We start from the raw sequence: 19,304 nt of genomic DNA, 5'->3' as shown, positions 1-19,304 counted from the left end.
CGGCCTGCGATTCTCCGCCCCCACCGGGGCCTTGCCGCAAGACCCCCTGTGAGCTATATCTTGAAAATGGAGGGGTGAGTGTCGACCCGCGGCAGGATGGTCGTCCATGGTGACGACGGCGGACTGCGAGCGGGTCCAGAGCGCCTGGTTCAGGCTCCGCGCGACGACGCTCGGGGGCGTGGCCCACCACGACGGCGACCTCGAATGGACCGACGGCCCCGACGGCCTCAACCTCCTCTTTCCCCGCAACCTGACGACGGCGGCCGTGCGCCGCGGCCTCGACCGTGCGCGCGCCGCCGGGCGGACGCCGGTGGGTGCGTGGCTCGCGTCTGACGTCGACCCGACGGCGCTGGCCGACGCCGGGTTCGAGCGCGGCTGGTCGCCGTGGTGGATGGTCGCGGACCTGGCGGACGTCGCGGCAGCGGCCCCGGCAGCAGGGCCGCACGTCACGCTCGAGGAGGACGCCGACGACTACCGGGGCGAGCACGCCGCCTACCGCGACCAGCTCTCGCTCGCCCGGCTGCGGCCACGCGTCGCCTGGTACGCGGCGGCGCACGTCGGGCCTGGCCGGCGGTTCGCGGGACGCGCGTGGTCGTTCCTCGACGGCGGCCTCGCCGGTGTGTTCGACATGGCCGTGTGGCCGCCCTTCCGCCGCCGCGGGCTGGGCACCGCGCTGCTCGGCGCGGTCTGTGCTGCCGCCCGGGAGGCCGGGGCGACGCACGCCGTCCTCAATGCGACCCCCGAGGGAAAGCTGCTCTACGAGACGTGCGGGTTCCGGCAGGTCGGCGAGGGCGCGACGTGGTGGTGGCACGCGCCCGCCGGGCCGGTGGAAGCGGCCCCGGCCGTCGGCGGCGACGCCTAGGCTTGGCCCTGAGATGAACCCGCTCTTCGAGAACCTTCCCCTGCCCGGCCTCAGCACCTTCGGCGCGACATCGATCGGAGTCCCCGCGGTGCCTGACGGTGCGCGGCTGCCGCTCGGCGGCTCGTCCGCGCGCCCGCTGCCCGACGACGAGGCACAGCCCTCGTACGCGGGCGCGCCACGCGCGTCGGGCGGGGGAGCGGCCGGTGGCCGGCGCGACCCCGAGACCCTGCTCGAGGGGCTCAACCCGCAGCAGCGCGAGGCCGTCGTGCACGAGGGCGGCCAGCTGCTCATCGTCGCGGGCGCCGGGTCGGGCAAGACGCGCGTCCTCACGCACCGCATCGCGTACGCGCTCGCGACTGGGCGCGCGACACCCGGCGAGGTCCTCGCCATCACCTTCACCAACAAGGCCGCCGCCGAGATGCGCGAGCGCGTCGCGGCGCTCGTCGGGCCGGTCGCCCGGCGCATGTGGGTCTCGACGTTCCACTCCGCGTGCGTGCGGATCCTGCGTGCCGAGCACGACCAGCTCGGGCTCAAGTCGACGTTCTCGATCTACGACGCCGCCGACTCCCAGCGCCTCGTGACGCTCGTCTGCCGCGAGCTCGACCTCGACGTCAAGAAGTACCCGCCGCGGTCGCTCGCGAACAAGATCTCCGACCTCAAGAACGAGCTCGTCGACCCGGAGACGTATCGCACGACGTCGGGCGCGAGCAGCGAGAGCGCGAACGCGTTCGACGCCGTGCTGACCGACGTCTACGTGCGCTACCAGCAGCGGCTCCAGCAGGCGCACGCGCTCGACTTCGACGACCTCATCATGACGACGGTCAACCTGCTCCAAGCGTTCCCCGCCGTCGCCGAGCACTACCGCCGCCGGTTCCGGCACATCCTCGTCGACGAGTACCAGGACACGAACCACGCCCAGTACGTGCTCGTGCGGGAGCTCGCGGGCGTGGGCGCCGAGGAGACCGAGGCGGTCGAGGGCGACGACCGCGAGCAGCACCACGCCGCGCCCGTGCCGCCCGCCGAGCTCACCGTCGTCGGCGACGCCGACCAGTCGATCTACGCGTTCCGCGGCGCCACGATCCGCAACATCCTCGAGTTCGAAGCCGACTACCCGAACGCCCGGACCATCCTCCTCGAGCAGAACTACCGGTCCACCCAGACCATCCTGTCGGCCGCGAACGCCGTCATCGCGCGCAACCCCGACCGCAAGCCCAAGCGCCTGTGGACGGACTCCGGCGCCGGGACCAAGATCATCGGCTACGTCGCGGACAACGAGCACGAGGAAGCCCGGTTCGTCGCCGAGGAGATCGACCGCCTCGGCGACAGCGACGGCGTCCGGCCCGGAGACGTCGCCGTGTTCTACCGGACCAACGCGCAGTCCCGGGCGCTCGAAGAGGTGCTCATCCGCGTCGGCCTGCCGTACAAGGTCGTCGGCGGCACCCGGTTCTACGAGCGCCGCGAGATCAAGGACGCCATCGCCTACCTGCGCGCGGTCGACAACGTCGACGACGACGTCAACCTCCGCCGCGTCCTCGGCGTGCCCAAGCGCGGCATCGGCGAGCGGTCGGAGGCCCTCGTCGCGTCGTTCGCCGAGCGTGAGCGCATCTCGTTCGGCGCCGCCCTCGGCCGCCTCGACGAGATCCCCGCGATGACGACCCGCACCCTGCGGCCGCTCGAGGGCTTCCGCGACCTCATGGCCGGGCTGCGCGAGCTCGCCGCGACCGCCGTCGGGCCGGCCGAGGTCCTCGGCGCCGTGCTCGACCAGTCCGGGCTGCTCGCCGAGCTCCGCGCGAGCGAGGACCCGCAGGACGCCAGCCGCGTCGAGAACCTCGCCGAGCTTCACGCCGTCGCCGTCGAGTTCGAGCAGGACGAGCCCGACGGGACCCTCGCCGACTTCCTCGAGCGCGTCTCGCTCGTGGCCGACTCCGACCAGATCCCGGCCGGCGACGGTGGAGACGACGGCACGCGCGACCCCGGCGTCATCACCCTCATGACCCTCCACACCGCCAAGGGCCTCGAGTTCCCCGTCGTCTTCCTCACCGGCCTCGAGGACGGCACCTTCCCGCACATGCGCTCCCTGCACGACGACGCCGAGCTCGCCGAGGAGAGGCGCCTCGCCTACGTCGGCATCACGCGCGCGCGTGAACGCCTCTATATGTCGCGGTCAGCGGTGCGGTCCGCGTGGGGGATGGCCAACGAGTTCCCGCCGTCCCGCTTCCTCGACGAGATCCCCGACGACCTCGTCGACTGGAGGCGCGCGGAGTCGTCGATGCAGACGCTGCGCGCCGGTGGGTCGTTGTACGGGTCGGGGGGCTACGGCTCGTCCGGAGGCTGGGGTGCGTCCCGCCCGACGCGACGCGAGTCGTCGTCGCAGGAGAGCGGCGGCTTCCGGTCGTCCTCACGCGGCGGCCGCATCGGCACCCGGGAGGAGCCTGCGCCGTCGTTCGGGTCGGCCACCCCGCGGGACGACGCGAGCATCCCGTCGCTCAGCGTGGGTGACAAGGTCACGCACGACGCCTACGGGCTCGGCACCGTCGTGGCGCTCGAGGGCTCCGGGCGCAACGCCGTCGCCAAGATCGACTTCGGCGCCGACGGCACCAAGCGCCTGCTGCTGCGGTTCTCGCCCGTCACCAAGCTGTAGCCGAACCCTGGCTCGGACGCGCGCGTCGGGGCATGCTGGACGCGGCGGATTTCCGGCGCGGACGACGGGGGACAAGGTGAGCGCACGGGCGGTGGTCGAGAAGGTCGCGGGCGAGTACACGGTCAGAGCACTCGGTCCCGACACCTGGGAGGCGTTCGCGGCGCTGTGCGAGCGCAACAACGGTGCCGGCATGGGCGGGTGCTGGTGCTGCTGGTTCCAGGAGGCGACGATGGCCGAGCGGGAGACCGAGATCCGAGCCTGCGGGGGCAACGAGCAGTACAAGCACCAGCGCGTCCTCGACGGGAGGGCGCACGCGGCGCTCGTCTTCGAGGGTGACGACGCGGTGGGCTGGTGTGAGTACGGCCCGCCGTCGGAGCTTCCCGGCGTCTACCACGCGAAGGAGATCGCGGCGTCCGGCGACCCGTTGCCCGACTACCGGCTCACGTGCCTCTTCGTGGACCGCCGGCACCGGGGCCGCGGCGTCGCGACCGCTGCCGTGCGGGGCGCCCTGGAGCTCATCGCGGAGGCCGGAGGCGGCGTCGTCGAGACCTACCCGCGCGACGCCCCCGGCAAGACGTCCGCGTCGTTCCTCTACAACGGGGTCCGGCCCATGTTCGAGAAGGCCGGGTTCGGCTACGTGCGCCCCAAGGGCACCAAGAACTGCGTGATGCGTCTGACGGTCGCGCCCGCGTAGCCGCACGAACCCGGTCGCGAGGCGCGCCCGCGTGGCGCGCCTGCGCCGTCGTCGGCGGTCGCTACGGTGAGGACTGCAGCTGCCGGGGAGGGAAGCCGTGGACGACGTCGACGGGACCGCGACACGCGGCGGCGTCGGTCCGGTGCCGCCGCCCCCGCCACCGCCGCCGCGACCGTCCACGCTCCGGGTCGCCGACGAGGTGCGCGTCGCCCCCGCGGGCCCCCCGACCGCTGGGCGCCCCGGCACGGACCACGACGTCACCCCGACCGTCGCAGGCCGTGCCGTCTCGCGGCAGGCCCGCGGACGCATCGCCGGCCTCGACGGGCTCCGGGCGTTCGCGGTGGTCGCCGTCGTGATCTACCACGTGCAGCCGACCTGGCTGCCGGGCGGGTTCCTCGGCGTCGACGTGTTCTTCGTGGTCAGCGGTTTCCTCATCACGACCCTGCTGCTGCGCGAGCTCCAGCGCGCGCGCCGCCTCAACCTCCCGGCGTTCTGGCTGCGCCGTGCGAGACGCCTGCTGCCCGCGCTCGGTGCCGTCGTCGTCACGAGCATCCTCGCGGCTCGCGTCGTCGAGCCCGACCTCCTCGTCGGCATCGGCCGCCAGACGCTCGGCGCGCTCACGTTCTCCAGCAACTGGGTGCAGATCGCGTCCGGCGCCAGCTACTTCGACCGCACCGCCCCGCAGCTCTTCATGACGTTCTGGTCGCTCGCCATCGAGGAGCAGTTCTACGTCCTGTGGCCGCTGCTCCTCGCGCTCCTGGTCGCCGTGACGACGTCCGGCCGCACCCGCGCGCGCGTCGCACTCGCCGGCGCCGTCGCGTCCGCGCTGCTCATGGCGGTCCTCTACACGCCAGGGACCGACCCGACGCGCGTCTACTACGGCACCGACACCCACGTGTTCGGGCTGCTGCTCGGCGTCGCCGCCGCGTTCTGGTGGACCACCCGCCCCCGGCTCCTCGCCGCGCCCTGGGCGCACCGGTGGGTGCCCGTGGCCTCGCTCGCCGGGCTGGTGGTCCTCATGCTCACCCTGCACGACGACGCACCCGCCACCTACCGGGGCGGGATCGCCCTCGGGTCCGTCCTCGCCCTGGGCGCGGTGGCCGGCTGCACCGGGGGCGCCACCGCGAGCGTGCGCGCGCTCGAGCTCCGGCCCGCACGCTGGGTGGGCGAGCGGTCGTACGGGATCTACCTGTGGCACTGGCCGTTGCTGCTCCTCGCGTGGGCCGCCGTCCCCGCCGAGCCCGGCACCGCACGCTGGTGGTGGTCCACCGGCGCCGCCGTCGCGCTCACGTTCCTGCTGTCCTGGGCGTCGTACCGGTGGATCGAGACCCCGATCCGCCGCGACGGGTTCCGTGTCAGCGCCGCGCGCGCGACCGCGGCGGTGCGGCGACCCGGCGCCCGGGTCGCCCCCGCGGTCGCCGTCGTCGGGGTGCTCGCGGTCGTCGGCGCCGGGGTCGTCGTCGTCACCGCCCCTGCGGAGTCCGGTGCCCAGCGCTCCATCGAGCAGGGGCTCGGCGCCATCGACACCACCACCGGCGCTGCCACGCCCGTCGTTGCTCCCCACGGCTGGTCGCCCCTCACGGCTCCCGGTGCGACCCCGAACGGGCCAGCCCTCGCACCCCGACCCAGCCCCCGCGCCACCCAGCACGGTGCCGGTGGGGGAGCGACGTCGTCGGGCGCGCTCCCGCCGCTCCTCGTGGGCGGCAAGGTGGACGGCACCCAGGTCGTCGGGTTCGGGGACTCCGTGCTGTCCGGCGCCGCGCCCGCGATGCTCAGCCACTTCCCCGGCATCGGGCTGGACGCCAAACCCATCCGCAAGTGGGTCGACGCGCCCGCGCTCGTCCAGAAGGCCGCGGACGCCGGGAAGCTCCGGCCCTACGTCGTCCTCAACTTCGGCACCAACGGCGGGTTCCAGTTCAAGGGCTCCGACGCCGCGCTCGAGAAGGTCCTCGACGTCCTCGGGCCGGACCGCCGCGTGGTGCTCGTCAACACCGTGGGGATCAGCTACTGGGTGCCGGACGCCAACAAGGAGCTCGCGCGGATCGCCGGGAAGCACCCGAACGTCGTCGTCGCCGACTGGAACCGTGCCGTCCGCGGGAAGCCGGGACTGCTGCACGCGGACCGGACGCACCCCAACATGAAGGGGATCGACGTGTACGCGGACGTCGTGGACGCGGCGCTGCGCGAGGTCGCGGGCGAGTAGGACCGGCAGGTCGTCGCTATCGTTGCGACGTGCCTGCCGCGTTCTGGGTCTGTGGACTCGTCACCCTCGTCAGCGCCGCGGTCAGCCTGGGGTACTCGATCGCCGCGCTCCGCGCGGCCGACGCCCCGGGCGAGCGCCTGGCCTCCCGCTACGCGGCCGCCCGGAGCGTGGCGCTCGCGTCGGTCGCCGTCGTGGCCCTCTTCTCGGGTTCGGAGGGGTTCGTGGTCGCCGTCGGGCTCGCCATGGTCGTCGTGCAGGCGCTCGACGCCATCGTCGGGTCGACGATCCCCGACCGGCTCAAGACCGTCGGGCCGGCGGCCACCGCCGTCGTGAACGCGGCGGCGGTCGTGTGGCTGCTCGCGTCGTGACACGGCGCTGAGGCCGGGCGCCGCGGCGTCAAGCGGCTTCCGCGTCGCAGGTCTGCTCCGCCGACGCGCGGAGGGCGGGCAGGTCTGCACCCGCGGCGACCAGGGTGCGGGCCGCCGGTGACGCAGGGTCGCGCAGCACGCCGAGGAGGAGATGGGCGCTCGTGATCTGGCGGTCGCGCAGCCGGACCGCCTCACGCAGCGCGAGTTCCAGCGTCTTCTTCGCGTCGGGTGAGAAGCGGGGCCGGCGGCCGCGGCCGCGCCGGCCCTCGGCGACGACCGGGGTGTCCAGGGCGCCCGGCCCGAACACGTCGTCCGCGCGGGCGCGGATCGCGTCGAGGTCGATGCCGAGCGACGCGAGCGCCTCGGCGTCGAGGTCGGGATCGGCGGAACCGGGGCCGTCGGAGACGTCCGCCGTGGGACGGTCGGGGCGGTCGACGGTGGCGGCGGCCGCCTCGAGCCGGGCGCGGTCGAGCCCCGCGTCACGCAGCACGGCTGCCGCGGCGCCGCCGTCGCCCGGGTCCTGCCAGGCGAGCGCGAGGAGCAGGGAGACGGAGTCGACGGTCCCCGTGGCCTCGCCGTCGCCGACGGCCAGGTTCACGACGGACCGGGCGTCCTTGGTGAAGCGTTCGAACATGGTCAGTCCCTTCCGTTCTCGAGGCCCGTGCCCCGTCTCGAACCGTGCTTCTTGTGGACGGCCTGCCGGCTCACGCCGAGCGCGTCCGCGATGTCCTGCCACGACCAGCCGAGCGCACGCGCCCGGCCGACCTGGAGCGCCTCGAGCCGCTCCGCGAGCGTGCGGAGCGACCGCACGGCCCGCAGGCCGACGGCGGGGTCGTCGGAGACGGCGGCGGTCGCGTCGCGCGGGGTCGGCCGCTGCTGCGAGCCGTTCGTGTCGGACATGGTGTCAACATAGGTTGACGCCAGGCGGGGTGTCAACCTTTGTTGACGTGTGGAACGTCGCGGCGGCCTGTGCGCCGCGCGCCGAGCAAGCGCTCGCCGTGTCGAGCAAGCCGAAGAAGGCCGCTTGGTCGACGGGAAACCCGCTTGCTCGGCGTCGACGACGGTGGGAGCCGCGCGCCCCGGGTGTGGCGCTCGTCACGACCGGCACCACGGCGGGCGGGAAGGCTCCACGCCGGGGGCTACTCTGGAAGGCGGTGTCTTGACGTCGAGACACCCGCAAACCTGTCGATGGAAGGACGCACCAGGGTGGACCTGTTCGAATACCAGGCGCGCGACCTCTTCGAGAAGCACGGTGTACCGGTGCTGGGCGGCGTCGTCGCGACGACCCCCGAAGAGGCTCGCGAAGGCGCAGTCAAGCTGACCGGCGGTGGTGACGGCGTCGTGGTCGTCAAGGCGCAGGTGAAGGTCGGGGGCCGCGGGAAGGCCGGCGGCGTCAAGCTCGCGAAGTCCGCCGACGAGGCCGCCGAGAAGGCGTCCGAGATCCTCGGCATGGACATCAAGGGCCACACGGTCCACCGCGTCATGATCGCGGAGGGCGCCCAGATCGAGGAGGAGTACTACTTCTCCGTGCTCCTCGACCGGGCCAACCGCTCCCTGCTCGCCATGGCGAGCAAGGAGGGCGGCATGGAGATCGAGCAGCTCGCCGTCGAGCGCCCCGACGCGCTCGCGCGCATCGAGGTCAACGCGCTCACCGGCATCGACGCGGCGAAGGCCGCCGAGATCGTCGCGGCCGCGGGCTTCGACGCCGACGTCGCGGACAAGATCGCCGACGTCATCCAGAAGCTCTGGACGGTCTACAAGGAGGAGGACGCGACGCTCGTCGAGGTCAACCCCCTCGTCAAGACGGCGTCCGGCGACATCGTCGCCCTCGACGGGAAGGTCTCGCTCGACGAGAACGCCGCGTTCCGGCACCCCGACCACGAGGCGCTCGAGGACAAGGCCGCGGCGGACCCGCTCGAGGCCAAGGCCAAGGAGAACGACCTCAACTACGTCAAGCTCGACGGCGAGGTCGGCATCATCGGCAACGGCGCGGGGCTCGTCATGAGCACGCTCGACGTCGTCGCGTACGCGGGCGAGAGCCACGGCGGCGTGAAGCCGGCGAACTTCCTCGACATCGGCGGCGGCGCCTCGGCTGAGGTCATGGCCGCGGGCCTCGACGTCATCCTCAACGACGCGCAGGTCAAGAGCGTGTTCGTCAACGTCTTCGGCGGCATCACCGCGTGCGACGCCGTCGCGAACGGCATCGTCAAGGCCCTGCAGATCCTCGGCGACGAGGCCAACAAGCCGCTCGTCGTCCGCCTCGACGGCAACAACGTCGAGGAGGGCCGTCGCATCCTCGCGGAGGCCGCGCACCCGCTCGTCACGCTGGCGAGCACCATGGACGAGGGCGCCGACAAGGCCGCCGAGCTGGCTGCGAAGTAAGGGATACGAGAACGATGTCTGTCTTCCTCAACAAGGACTCCAAGGTCATCGTCCAGGGCATCACGGGCGGCGAGGGCACCAAGCACACCGCCCTCATGCTCAAGGCCGGCACGCAGGTCGTGGGCGGCGTCAACGCCCGCAAGGCCGGCACGACCGTGACCCACACCGACAAGGCCGGCGCCGAGGTGGAGCTCCCCGTGTTCGGGGCCGTCGCCGAGGCGATCGAGAAGACCGGCGCGGACGTGTCGATCATCTTCGTGCCTGCCGCGCACACCAAGGCCGCCATGATCGAGGCCATCGACGCCGAGATCCCGCTCCTCGTGGTCATCACGGAGGGCGTGCCGGTCGAGGACGCCGCCGAGGCGTGGGCCTACGCGATCGAGAAGGGCAACAAGACCCGGATCATCGGCCCGAACTGCCCCGGCATCATCACGCCCGGCGAGTCGCTGGTCGGCATCACGCCCGCCACGATCACGGGCTCGGGCCCGATCGGTCTCGTGTCCAAGTCGGGCACCCTGACCTACCAGATGATGTTCGAGCTGCGGGACTTCGGGTTCTCCACCGCCATCGGCATCGGCGGCGACCCGATCATCGGGACCACGCACATCGACGCGCTCGCCGCGTTCGAGGCCGACCCCGAGACCAAGGCGATCGTCATGATCGGCGAGATCGGCGGCGACGCCGAGGAGCGCGCGGCAGCGTTCCTCAAGGAGCACGTCACCAAGCCGGTCGTCGGCTACGTCGCGGGCTTCACCGCCCCCGAGGGCAAGACGATGGGCCACGCGGGCGCCATCGTGTCGGGGTCGTCCGGCACGGCCGCCGCGAAGAAGGAGGCCCTCGAGGCCGCGGGCGTGAAGGTCGGCAAGACGCCGTCCGAGACCGCTTCCCTCATGCGGGAGATCCTCACCTCGCTCGCCTGAGCGTGACGCGGGCCGTCCGGCTCGCACCGACGAGGCCCGGGTCGGGCACCGCTGCGGCGGTGTCGGCCCGGGCCTCGTCGCGTCGGGCCGGCGGGCCGCAGGGCCGCACAGGGCGCCTGAGGGCCGAACCGGGGCCGCGACGGCGCGGCCTGCACCGGACGCGCCGTGTCGTCGGGGACGATAGCCCCGTGAGCTCCACCGGCACGCCCACCCGTTCGCCCCGTGCGCGCACCCTCGACGCGCCCGGCGACGACCGCCGCCGCGGCGCGCCGTCCGAGCTGGTCGCGTCGTTCCTGTCGGCCGTGGTCGTCGTCGTGGAGTGCGTCGTCCTGACCCTGCTGGTCGTCGTCCTCGTCGTCGGCGCGGTGCTCGTCGCGAGCCCGACGGGCGCGGGCTGGTCCGGCGCGGCGACCATCGCCGCGTCGACGTGGCTCCTGGGGCACGGTGTGCCCGTCGAGGCGAGCGGCGCGACCCTGACCATCGTGCCGCTCGGCGTCACGGCGCTCGCGCTGTTCGTCGCGTTCGCCGTCGGACGACGCACGCTGCGCCCCCGCGCCGCGGCCCTCGCCTTCGCGGTGCTCGGCTACGCGGCGGTGGTGACCGTCGTCGCCGTCGTGACCGGTCCGGTCGCGCCCGGGGGCGTCCTCTGGGCTCCGGTCGGCGGGGCGATGCTCGCGCTCGCGGGACTCGGCCTCGGCATGACGACGCGCCCCGACGCCCCGACGCCGGGCGAGCTCGCCGAACGGCTGCAGGAGGTCCTCGAGCCGCGGGTCCCGATCCCGTCGGTCGCGCTCGACGGCGTCCGGCGCGGTGCAGCCGCAGGCGTGGTCGGGGTGCTCCTCGCGGTCGCGGCAGCCGGGGTGCTCCTCGTGGTGTGGGCGGTGTCCGGCCGGTCGACCGTCGGGGACGTGCTGCGCGCGCTCGACCCGGGGACCGCGTCGGGGCTGCTCCTCGGCGTCGCGCAGCTCGCGTTCGTCCCGAACCTCGTGGCGTGGGCGCTCGCCTGGCTCGTCGGGCCGGGGTTCGCCGTCGGCGTCGGCTCGGAGTACGCGCCGTCGTCGCACGTGGACGGCGCGCTCCCGCTCGTGCCGCTCGTGGGGGCACTGCCCGGTCCGGGCTGGGCGAACCCCGTCGCGCAGGCGTCGGTGCTCGTCGTGGTCGCCGCCGGCGTGGTGGCGGGCGTCTACCTGTGGCGCGCGCACGCCTTCGCGGGCGGCACCACGTGGACCGGGCTCGTCACGTCCGTGGTCACCGCGCCCGTCGTCGCCGGGGTGCTCGTCGCGGGGCTCGAGGGGGTCGCGGGCGGCGCCGTCGGGCCGGGAGCGATGCGGCAGGTCGGCGCCCAGCCGTGGGTGGTCGGCGGCCTCGCCGCGCTGTGGGTGGGCCTCGGCGTCGCGCTCGCCGTCGGGTGGCGCCTCCTCGACCTGAGGGGCCGGTCGCGCCGCTGACGCCCCGATAGGGTGAGGCTGTGCAGACCCCCTCCGGCCACCCCGTGGACGTCACGTCCTCCGCCCGGCTCGTCGTGCTCGTCAGCGGCACCGGCTCGAACCTCGCCGCCCTGCTCGCCGCGCACGACGACCCCGCGTACGGGGCGCGCGTCGTCGGCGTCGTGTCCGACCGGCCCGGCATCCGTGGGCTCGAGCTCGCCCAGGAGGCGGGGATCCCGACCGCCGTCGTGAGCCTCAAGGACTTCGCGGACCGGGCGGCCTGGGACGAGGCGCTGGCCGAGGCGGTCGCCGTGTTCTCGCCCGACTACGTCGTCGCGGCCGGCTTCATGAAGCTGGTCGGCGCACCGTTCCACGCGCGCTTCGGGGGTCGGACGCTCAACACGCACCCCGCCCTCCTGCCTTCGTTCCCCGGGGCGCACGGCGTGCGCGACGCGCTGGCGTACGGGGTCAAGGTCTCCGGCTGCAGCGTGATCGTCGTCGACGAGGGCGTCGACAGCGGGCCGATCGTCGCCCAGGTCCCGGTCGTCGTGGAGGACGGTGACGACGAGGAGAGCCTCCACGAGCGCATCAAGATCGCCGAGCGCGCCCTGCTCGTCGACGTCGTGGGCCGGGTCGCGCGCGAGGGCCTCGTCGTCGAGGGGCGCCAGGCGCGCTACGGACGCTGACATGACCGCGCCGCTGCCGCTCGTCGCGCGCGGCGGTGCGGGCGCGCTCGCGGGGAGCCTGTGGCTGCCGGGCGGCGCCCCGCGGGCTCTCGTCCTCATGCACCCGGGCTCCGGCCCCTCCGACCGCGACAACGACGTCTTCTTCCCGCCGATCCGGGCCGCGCTGCTCGCGGCCGGGGCCGCCGTCGCGTCGTACGACAAGCGCGGCGTGGGGGAGTCGGAGGGCTCCTGGCTCACCGCGGACATCGCCGACCAGGCCGACGACGCCGCAGCCGGTCTCCGGGCGGCCCGCACGGCCCTCGCGGGCGTGCCAGGAGAGGGCGGGACCGGCCGCGACGTGCCCGTGGTCCTGTTCGGGCACTCGCAGGGCGGCTGGGTCGTGCTCGAGGCGGCCGCGCGGCCCGACCTGCGCGACGACGTCGCGGGCGTTGCGACCAGCTCCGGGCCGGCCGTCACACCCGGGGCGCAGGAGCGGTTCTCGACCGCGACCCTGCTCCGGAGAGCGGGACGGTCGGGCGCGGACGCCGAGAGGGCGCTCGCGGTGTTCGACGGGCTCATGGCGCTCGCCGAGCGCGGGGCGTCGTTCGACGAGGCGCGAGCCTGGTCGGAGGAGCCCGGGCGCCGCGCGGCGCTCGACGGGCTCGCGGAGCTCGGCGCCTTCGTCCCCGGTGCACCGGAGGTCTGGGGCCTCGCGACACGGATCGTCGGGCACGACCCGGTGCACGCGCTCCGGAGCCTCGACGCCCCGCTCCTCGCGGTCTTCGGCGGCGACGACGGCGTGGTGCCGGTCGAGCGGAGCGTCGCGGTGCTGCGCGGGACGGTCGGCGCGGGTCTGCTCGACGTCGCCGTGCTCGCCGGCGGCGACCGCCGCCTCCAGGACGCCGACGACGCGTTCGTGCCCGGCTACCCGGACGTCGTCGTCGACTTCGTCCGCCGGGTCGCGGCGGACGCGTAGCCGCGCCCGGGCCCGGCGCAGCCGCACGACGTCGTACCGCGCGTCGTCGCTACCGCGCGTCGTCGCTACCGCGCGAGGGCTGCGAGCGTGACCGCGGCCGCGTCCTCCGCGAGGGCCGCGGGAAGGTCCGGCCCGCCGCGCTCCGCGACGGCCCGCCGCCAGGCCGCGCCGCCGAACGTCCCGACGGCGGACGCCGCGGCTCCCAGCAGCGCGGCGGCGACGAGCGTGCCAGGCCGTGAGCCGGCGCGGCGGGTCAGCGTGGCAGCGCCCACGGCTCCCGCGATCGCGCGCACGACGGGTCCGGGCGGGTCGAGCCGGCTCGGCGTCGCGGGCAGCTTGTCGCCCACGAGCTCCGCGCCGACGCCGAGCAGGCCGACGATCCGAAGGGCGCGGTGGCCGGACGTCAGGAACGGCTGGGCGAGTCCGAGCGAGCTGCGCGAGCCGGCCGCGGCGCCGACGAACGCCGCGCGGACGACGAGGTTCATCCCTCCACGGTCGGCTCGTTCGGCCACCCGGGCAAGCGGACGCGGCGGGTGAAAGATGGTTGCCCTGGTTGCGTATCGCGTGACGTCGTATCAACCTCGACACGGAATCTCCAGCTCGTCGATCGTAGAAGCCGGAGGGGGTCGATGACGCCGCACGCGCCGCGCACGACGGGGGCACCGCGCCTCCGTCGCTGGGTCGTGCGCGCGCTCGGCGCCGCTGCCGGGGTCGTCGGGGGCGCTGCGCTCGGCGTGGCGCTCGCGTCCGGGGCGTCGGCCCACGACCGGCCCGACCCGGGCCTCGACGGGCTCCTCTCACCTGTCACGGGGGCGGTCCAACGGGTCACCGACACGGTCGTCGAACCCCTGCTCGACGGCGTCACCGCCGCCGTGACGCCCGACCGCGGCTCGAGCACCCCGCCCGCGGGCGGTGGCTCGACGAGCACCACGACCCACCCGGGGACGTCGTCGACGACGCCGGCCCCTGCCGCCCCGGCGCAGCGCGCGTCGGCCACGGGCCCCGCTCACCGCTCCTCGTCCACGGCGCCCACCGCCCACCGCTCGTCGTCCGGCGACCGAGCCCACCGAGCGTCGTCCGGCGACCGAGCCCACCGAGCGTCGTCCGGCGACCGAGCCCACCGAGCGTCGTCCGGCGACCGGGCCCCCCGCGCCCCGGGCGCGGCCACGACCCGCGCCGCGCCGAGCAAGCACGCGCGGACGTCGGCGCACCCCGCTGAGCGCCCGGCCACGCCGCCCGCGCGTCGTGGTCCCGTGACAGGGGCCGTCGAGGCCACGGCCCGGGCTCTCGCGCCGGTGACCGAGGTCGTGGGCGGCGTGCTGCGACCGGTCACGACGGCCGTCGCCCGGGCCGGTGCTCCGCTGACGCCGGTCCTCGACGGCGCACTCTCGTCCGTGCGACCGGTCCTCGACCCGGTGACCCGCGCCGCCGCCCCCGTGCTCGGCGTCGTGACCGCCCCGGCGGCCGACGCGCTCGCGCCCGTGACGGACGCGCTGGCGCCGCTGCTGCGCCCGGTCACGGCCGCCGTCGCGCCGGTGCTGACCGTCGTGCGTCCCGTGACCCGCCCGCTCGACCCGGTCACCGACCCGCTCACGCCCGTGACCGATCCCGTCCTTCCCGGCGGGCTCGGTGGCGCACCCGGGCCCGGGGGACCACCCGGGCCGGGGGACGCGTCGTCGCCGACGGTCGCGCCGGTGGCGAGCTCCGCGGGCGGCCACGGCGTCAGCGCCACGGCACCGCCGCGCACGATCGCGCGGGCCCGCACGGGCGCGACCGCCACGCCGGCCCACCAGACGCGCTCGTCGCACCCGGCACCCGCCGGGGAGGCGGCGGCGCTCGCTGCGGGGACACGCGTCGCCACGGGCTCCGGCGCCACGGTCGCGAGCCCCCCCGAGCACGCCACGGTCGCGCCCGGCACGGCTGAGGTCGCGGGTTCCGGCCGAGGCCCCGCCCCGGCGGCGCCCGCCGTGCCCGGCTCCGCGTCGGCCGGACCGAGCGCCGACGCCTCGGCTGCCCGCGCGCACCGCGGCGACGTCGCTTTCCTCGAGCCCGGCCGGACCGGCGCCGCGCCGTCCTGGACCCGTGCGGCGGCCGAGTCGCTCGCACGCCACCTCAGCGTCTTCCTCGAGGTCCCTGTCTCTCCTGCCTGACGTCGGCCCGGCCGTCCCTGCGACGGCACGAGCCACCGGCGACGAACCCGTCGCCCCACCACGTCAGACCAGGAGAAGCATCATGCGAACCATGCTCCGACGAACGCTCCAGACGGCGTTCGTCACCGGCGGGCTGTGCCTCGCCGGTGCCGCCGCGGCCCACGCCGCCGACGGCCCCTCGGCGGAGGCCACGCCGGCCCCCACCCACCACGCCTCGAGCCTGCTCGGCGGGCTCCTCCCGGACGTGTCCGTCGACGCGCCCGTCTCCGTCCCCGTGACCGTGCACGACGTCGTCGCGTCCGTCGGCGGCACCGCGAAGGCCATGCCCCACGCGTCGTCCGCGGGCGACGGAGGTCACGCGGCCACGCGACCGGCCCCAGCCGTGTCGAAGGGTGTCCGCGTCACGGCGCCCGTGCGGGTGCCCGTCCACGTCCGGCACGTCGCGGTCGGCGTCCTCGGGGACGCACGCGTCACGCACCGCTCGTCCGACCACGCCGGCAGCGCCGGGGCGGCGACCGCGAGCACGAGCCGTCACCGGGCGCCCGCCGCGTCGGCGGCGTCGACCGCGAAGAAGGCTCGGGCCACGGCGGCGTCGTCGGGCGCGCGGAGCGCCGGGGTGCGCGCCGCGGCGCCCGTCCGGCTGCCTGTCACCGTGGATCGCGTCGCCGTCGCCGTGCTGGGCGACGCGGTGGCTGGTGACGGCACCGGCTCCGCCCGCCACGAGGGTCTGCTGCCCCGGGTCCTCGGTCGGACGGGCACCGGTGTGGAGGGCGTGCTCGACGCGACGCTCGGCACCGACGGGCTCCTCGACGACCTGACCTCGGGCGACGCGACTGCCGAGGACGTCCTGACGGACGTCGTCGGGAGCGCCACGCTCCCGGACGTCGAGCACGCGCTCGGCTCCGTCGCCGACGAGGGACGACAGGTCCTCGGGGACGACGGCACCGTCGACCGAGCGCTCACGGACCTGCTCGGTCCGGACGGCGTCGTGGACGACGCGCTCGCTCGCGACGGCGCGGTCGCCCGCGCGGCCGACGGGACCCTCGGCAAGGACGGCTCGGTCGAGCAGCTGCTCACCGGACGCACCGACCCGGCCGACCTCGTGCGGTCCGTCGTCGGGCACGGGGGTGCCGTGGACGACCTCCTCTCCGACGGTCTCTCCGACCTGCCGGTGCAGTCGGTCTCCGCGCCCGTGACGGTACCGGTCACGGTCTCCGGGGTCGCGGCCGCGGTGCTCGGTGACGCCTCGGTCGCCGGGACCTCCGGTGCCGACGCCGCCGCGACGCCGGCCGGCGAGCCGGGCATCCTCGGCTCGCTCGTCGACCAGCGAGGGCTGACGCGCTCGCTCCTCGGTGACAGCGGCACGGTGGACCAGCTCCTCGACGCCGACGGCCCCGTCGACGCGCTCGTCGCGCCGCGCGGCCTCACCGACCAGCTCCTCGGTTCGGGCGGCGCCCTCCCGCAGCTCGTGCGTCCCGGCGGGACGACCGACGCGCTGCTCGCCGACGGCGGGGCGCTCGACCACGCGACCGACGGGGGTCTCACCCTCGACTCGGTCGTGCCGGACGCCCTGGGCGCCGTCCCGTCCCTCGCGCTCGACGTCCCCGTGACGCTCCCCGTGACGGTCGGCTGCACGGCGGTCGCCGTCCTGGGTGACGCAGCCGGCTGCGGGACCGCCAGCACGACGCCCGGCGACCCGGGCAACCCCGGGACGCCCGGCGACCCGGGCACGCCTGGCACCCCCGGAACCCCTGGCACCCCCGGCAACCCCGGGACGCCTGGCACCCCGGGCACGCCGGGGACTCCCGGCACCGCGGGCGGCACGACCACGCCGTCGGGCACCGGGGGCACCGAGCCCGCGGGCTACGTGACCACCGGCAGCGCGCCCGCCGCGACGTCGTCGGGCACCGCGACCACCGGCTCGGGAGTCACCGCGGCGGGCACCGCCGCCGTGGTCCCGACGGCGCTCGCGGAGACGGGTGCCGGCGACCTCTGGCTCCTGTGGCTGGCGCTCGCGCTCGTCCTCGTCGGCGCGGGCTTCGAGGGCGGCTACCGGCGCTGGTCGCGCGACACGATCGACCGCGTGATCGACGGGAGGCCGCTCGTCCGGTCGCCGCGCGGATGACGGCGGACGGATGACACCCACGAGCCGGCCCGGCGACGTCTGCCGGGCCGGCTCGGCCCACCGGTCGGCCGATGGGTACACTTGCGGCGGCCGCGACTGGCGTTGACAGGTGGGATCGACCACCGGGGAGCGGCCGGAACCTTCTGAGACCCGACGTCGTCCGCCTGGGCGTCGGACCATCGCCCGCCCGGCGACCGCCGGGCGCTGCCGCTCAGGAGGAAACATGTCCGGCGCTCCGTCGCTGCCCCCCGTCCAGCTCGCCGACGACTCCCGTCGCGAGATCCGTCGCGCCCTGCTGTCCGTCTACGACAAGACCGGCCTCGTCGAGCTGGCCCGCGGCCTGCACGCCGCGGGCGTCGAGCTCGTGTCGACCGGCTCGACGGCCGCCACCGTCGCCGCCGAGGGCATCCCGGTCACGCGTGTCGAGGACCTCACCGGCTTCCCCGAGTGCCTCGAGGGCCGCGTCAAGACGCTGCACCCGCGCGTCCACGCCGGCATCCTCGCCGACTCGCGCAAGCCCGAGCACCTCGCCCAGCTCGACGAGCTCGGCGTCGCGCCCTTCGAGCTCGTCGTCGTCAACCTCTACCCGTTCCGCCAGACCGTGCTGTCGGGCGCCACGCCCGACGAGTGCGTCGAGCAGATCGACATCGGCGGCCCCTCGATGGTCCGCGCCGCCGCGAAGAACCACCCGAGCGTCGCGGTCGTCGTCGACCCGGCCGCGTACGCCGACGTGCTCGCCGCCGTGACCGAGGGCGGCTTCACGTTCGCCGCCCGCAAGCGCCTCGCCGCGCAGGCGTTCGCGCACACCGCCGCCTACGACGTCGCCGTCGCCTCCTGGTTCGGGAGCGCCTACGCGCCCGACGGCGAGGGCCAGGGCTTCCCGGCCTTCACCGGCGCCACGTGGGACCGGTCCGCGGTGCTCCGCTACGGCGAGAACCCGCACCAGAAGGCCGCGCTCTACACCCACTGGCGCGGTGGCCTCGCCACCGCGACCCAGCTCCAGGGCAAGGAGATGAGCTACAACAACTACGTCGACGCCGACGCCGCCCGCCGCGCCGCGTTCGACCACGACGGCCCCGCGGTCGCCGTCGTCAAGCACAACAACCCGTGCGGCATCGCGACGGCCGACGACATCGCCGCCGCCTACCGCAAGGCCCACGCCACCGACCCCGTGTCCGCGTACGGGGGCGTCGTCGCGTCGAACCGCGTCGTCACGACCGAGCTCGCCGAGGCCCTCAAGCCGGTGTTCACCGAGGTCATCGTGGCCCCGGGGTACGAGGACGGGGCCCTCGAGGTCCTCGCGAGCAAGAAGAACCTCCGGGTCCTCGTGCTCCCCGCCGACGTCAAGGACGACCCGATCGAGTTCCGCGCCATCTCCGGCGGCGTGCTCGTCCAGACGGTCGACAAGGTCGACGCCGTCGTCCGCGACGCCGACGGTCAGGTCACCGGCGGCGACGACCCGCAGAGCTGGCGGCTCGTCGCCGGCGACGCCGCCGACGACGCGACCCTCGCCGACCTCGCGTTCGCGTGGACCTCGATCCGCGCCGTGAAGTCCAACGCCATCCTCCTCGCCGACCAGCAGGCCGCCGTCGGGATCGGCATGGGCCAGGTCAACCGGGTCGACTCCTGCAAGCTCGCCGTCGAGCGCGCCAACGCGCTCGCGGACGGCGAGGAGCGTGCTCGCGGCTCCGTCGCGGCGTCCGACGCGTTCTTCCCCTTCGCCGACGGGCTGCAGATCCTCCTCGACGCCGGCGTGCGCGCCGTCGTCGCGCCCGGAGGATCGATCCGCGACGACGAGGTGATCGCGGCGGCTCAGGAGGCGGGCGTCACGATGTACTTCACGGGCACGCGCCACTTCGCCCACTGATCGGCCGCGGCGCCCGGGCTGTTC

The 19,304-nt window shown here is 75.1% G+C and carries 16 protein-coding genes and 1 riboswitch; of the genes, 13 read left to right on the top strand and 3 right to left on the bottom strand.

What is annotated here, in order from left to right; translation table 11 throughout:
* The first annotated feature begins 106 nt into the window (after window positions 1-106).
* From ACFT5B_RS14990 to ACFT5B_RS14970, 5 genes are all read left to right on the top strand, one after another.
* Window positions 107-862, top strand: a complete 756-nt coding sequence (locus tag ACFT5B_RS14990) for a GNAT family N-acetyltransferase (protein WP_386799610.1) — start codon at window positions 107-109, stop codon at window positions 860-862.
* A gap of 13 nt (window positions 863-875) precedes the next feature.
* Window positions 876-3,503, top strand: coding sequence for a DNA helicase PcrA (pcrA, locus tag ACFT5B_RS14985; RefSeq protein ID WP_386799608.1), 2,628 nt, complete (start codon window positions 876-878; stop codon window positions 3,501-3,503).
* A 76-nt stretch (window positions 3,504-3,579) separates the two neighbouring features.
* Window positions 3,580-4,197: a GNAT family N-acetyltransferase gene (locus tag ACFT5B_RS14980; protein ID WP_386799606.1), complete on the top strand. Its 618-nt coding sequence runs from the start codon at window positions 3,580-3,582 to the stop codon at window positions 4,195-4,197.
* 97 nt (window positions 4,198-4,294) lie between these two features.
* Window positions 4,295-6,400 (top strand): acyltransferase family protein, encoded by a 2,106-nt coding sequence (locus ACFT5B_RS14975; RefSeq protein WP_386799604.1) that lies wholly within the window; start codon window positions 4,295-4,297, stop codon window positions 6,398-6,400.
* A 29-nt stretch (window positions 6,401-6,429) separates the two neighbouring features.
* Window positions 6,430-6,768: a hypothetical protein gene (locus ACFT5B_RS14970; protein ID WP_386799602.1), complete on the top strand. Its 339-nt coding sequence runs from the start codon at window positions 6,430-6,432 to the stop codon at window positions 6,766-6,768.
* Between the two features lie 28 nt (window positions 6,769-6,796).
* Here the strand turns inward: ACFT5B_RS14970 and ACFT5B_RS14965 are convergent, their stop codons facing one another.
* Both ACFT5B_RS14965 and ACFT5B_RS14960 read right to left on the bottom strand, forming a co-directional pair.
* Entirely contained in the window at window positions 6,797-7,402 is a 606-nt protein-coding gene (locus tag ACFT5B_RS14965) for a Clp protease N-terminal domain-containing protein (protein WP_386799600.1), read from the bottom strand.
* Window positions 7,403-7,404: 2 nt separating this feature from the next.
* The gene (locus ACFT5B_RS14960; protein ID WP_386799598.1) at window positions 7,405-7,668 is read right to left on the bottom strand and encodes a helix-turn-helix domain-containing protein; all 264 of its coding nucleotides are present in this window, start codon (window positions 7,666-7,668) and stop codon (window positions 7,405-7,407) included.
* A gap of 306 nt (window positions 7,669-7,974) precedes the next feature.
* Between ACFT5B_RS14960 and sucC the strand changes: the two genes are divergently transcribed.
* From sucC to ACFT5B_RS14935, 5 genes are all read left to right on the top strand, one after another.
* On the top strand, window positions 7,975-9,150 hold the full coding sequence (gene sucC / locus ACFT5B_RS14955) for an ADP-forming succinate--CoA ligase subunit beta (RefSeq protein ID WP_386799597.1): 1,176 nt from the start codon (window positions 7,975-7,977) through the stop codon (window positions 9,148-9,150).
* Window positions 9,151-9,164: 14 nt separating this feature from the next.
* On the top strand, window positions 9,165-10,070 hold the full coding sequence (sucD, locus tag ACFT5B_RS14950; RefSeq protein ID WP_386799595.1) for a succinate--CoA ligase subunit alpha: 906 nt from the start codon (window positions 9,165-9,167) through the stop codon (window positions 10,068-10,070).
* Window positions 10,071-10,258: 188 nt separating this feature from the next.
* Entirely contained in the window at window positions 10,259-11,518 is a 1,260-nt protein-coding gene (locus ACFT5B_RS14945; protein WP_386799593.1) for a DUF6350 family protein, read from the top strand.
* Between the two features lie 20 nt (window positions 11,519-11,538).
* Window positions 11,539-12,183, top strand: a complete 645-nt coding sequence (gene purN, locus ACFT5B_RS14940; RefSeq protein ID WP_386799591.1) for a phosphoribosylglycinamide formyltransferase — start codon at window positions 11,539-11,541, stop codon at window positions 12,181-12,183.
* A 1-nt stretch (window position 12,184) separates the two neighbouring features.
* Window positions 12,185-13,138 (top strand): alpha/beta fold hydrolase, encoded by a 954-nt coding sequence (locus ACFT5B_RS14935; protein WP_386799588.1) that lies wholly within the window; start codon window positions 12,185-12,187, stop codon window positions 13,136-13,138.
* A 65-nt stretch (window positions 13,139-13,203) separates the two neighbouring features.
* On the opposite strand, the gene ACFT5B_RS14930 is transcribed toward ACFT5B_RS14935, so the two are convergent.
* Window positions 13,204-13,623 (bottom strand): hypothetical protein, encoded by a 420-nt coding sequence (locus ACFT5B_RS14930; protein WP_386799586.1) that lies wholly within the window; start codon window positions 13,621-13,623, stop codon window positions 13,204-13,206.
* A gap of 144 nt (window positions 13,624-13,767) precedes the next feature.
* Here ACFT5B_RS14930 and ACFT5B_RS14925 point away from each other — a divergent pair, with 144 nt between their 5' ends.
* From ACFT5B_RS14925 to purH, 3 genes are all read left to right on the top strand, one after another.
* Window positions 13,768-15,288, top strand: coding sequence for a hypothetical protein (locus tag ACFT5B_RS14925; RefSeq protein WP_386799584.1), 1,521 nt, complete (start codon window positions 13,768-13,770; stop codon window positions 15,286-15,288).
* Between the two features lie 82 nt (window positions 15,289-15,370).
* Complete coding sequence (locus ACFT5B_RS14920; RefSeq protein WP_386799582.1) at window positions 15,371-17,413, top strand: hypothetical protein; 2,043 nt, start codon at window positions 15,371-15,373, stop codon at window positions 17,411-17,413.
* Between the two features lie 82 nt (window positions 17,414-17,495).
* A riboswitch (ZMP/ZTP riboswitch) is annotated at window positions 17,496-17,590 on the top strand.
* A 46-nt stretch (window positions 17,591-17,636) separates the two neighbouring features.
* The gene (purH, locus tag ACFT5B_RS14915) at window positions 17,637-19,280 is read left to right on the top strand and encodes a bifunctional phosphoribosylaminoimidazolecarboxamide formyltransferase/IMP cyclohydrolase (protein ID WP_386799580.1); all 1,644 of its coding nucleotides are present in this window, start codon (window positions 17,637-17,639) and stop codon (window positions 19,278-19,280) included.
* The last annotated feature ends 24 nt before the right edge of the window (window positions 19,281-19,304 follow it).

The organism is Luteimicrobium sp. NPDC057192, from assembly GCF_042670205.1.
Taxonomy (GTDB): domain Bacteria; phylum Actinomycetota; class Actinomycetes; order Actinomycetales; family Cellulomonadaceae; genus Luteimicrobium.
Note: the sequence above shows the minus strand (reverse complement) of the source record. Positions and strands in the feature narration are given on the sequence as shown.

Bases quoted from the DNA above. Each gene is read 5' to 3' on its own strand.
- ACFT5B_RS14990 (WP_386799610.1), top strand. From the start codon at position 107: ATGGTGACGACGGCGGACTGCGAGCGGGTCCAGAGCGCCTGGTTCAGG.
- pcrA (WP_386799608.1), top strand. From the start codon at position 876: ATGAACCCGCTCTTCGAGAACCTTCCCCTGCCCGGCCTCAGCACCTTC.
- ACFT5B_RS14965 (WP_386799600.1), bottom strand. From the start codon at position 7,402: ATGTTCGAACGCTTCACCAAGGACGCCCGGTCCGTCGTGAACCTGGCC.
- ACFT5B_RS14960 (WP_386799598.1), bottom strand. From the start codon at position 7,668: ATGTCCGACACGAACGGCTCGCAGCAGCGGCCGACCCCGCGCGACGCG.
- sucD (WP_386799595.1), top strand. From the start codon at position 9,165: ATGTCTGTCTTCCTCAACAAGGACTCCAAGGTCATCGTCCAGGGCATC.
- ACFT5B_RS14935 (WP_386799588.1), top strand. From the start codon at position 12,185: ATGACCGCGCCGCTGCCGCTCGTCGCGCGCGGCGGTGCGGGCGCGCTC.
- ACFT5B_RS14930 (WP_386799586.1), bottom strand. From the start codon at position 13,623: ATGAACCTCGTCGTCCGCGCGGCGTTCGTCGGCGCCGCGGCCGGCTCG.
- ACFT5B_RS14925 (WP_386799584.1), top strand. From the start codon at position 13,768: ATGACGCCGCACGCGCCGCGCACGACGGGGGCACCGCGCCTCCGTCGC.
- ACFT5B_RS14920 (WP_386799582.1), top strand. From the start codon at position 15,371: ATGCGAACCATGCTCCGACGAACGCTCCAGACGGCGTTCGTCACCGGC.
- purH (WP_386799580.1), top strand. From the start codon at position 17,637: ATGTCCGGCGCTCCGTCGCTGCCCCCCGTCCAGCTCGCCGACGACTCC.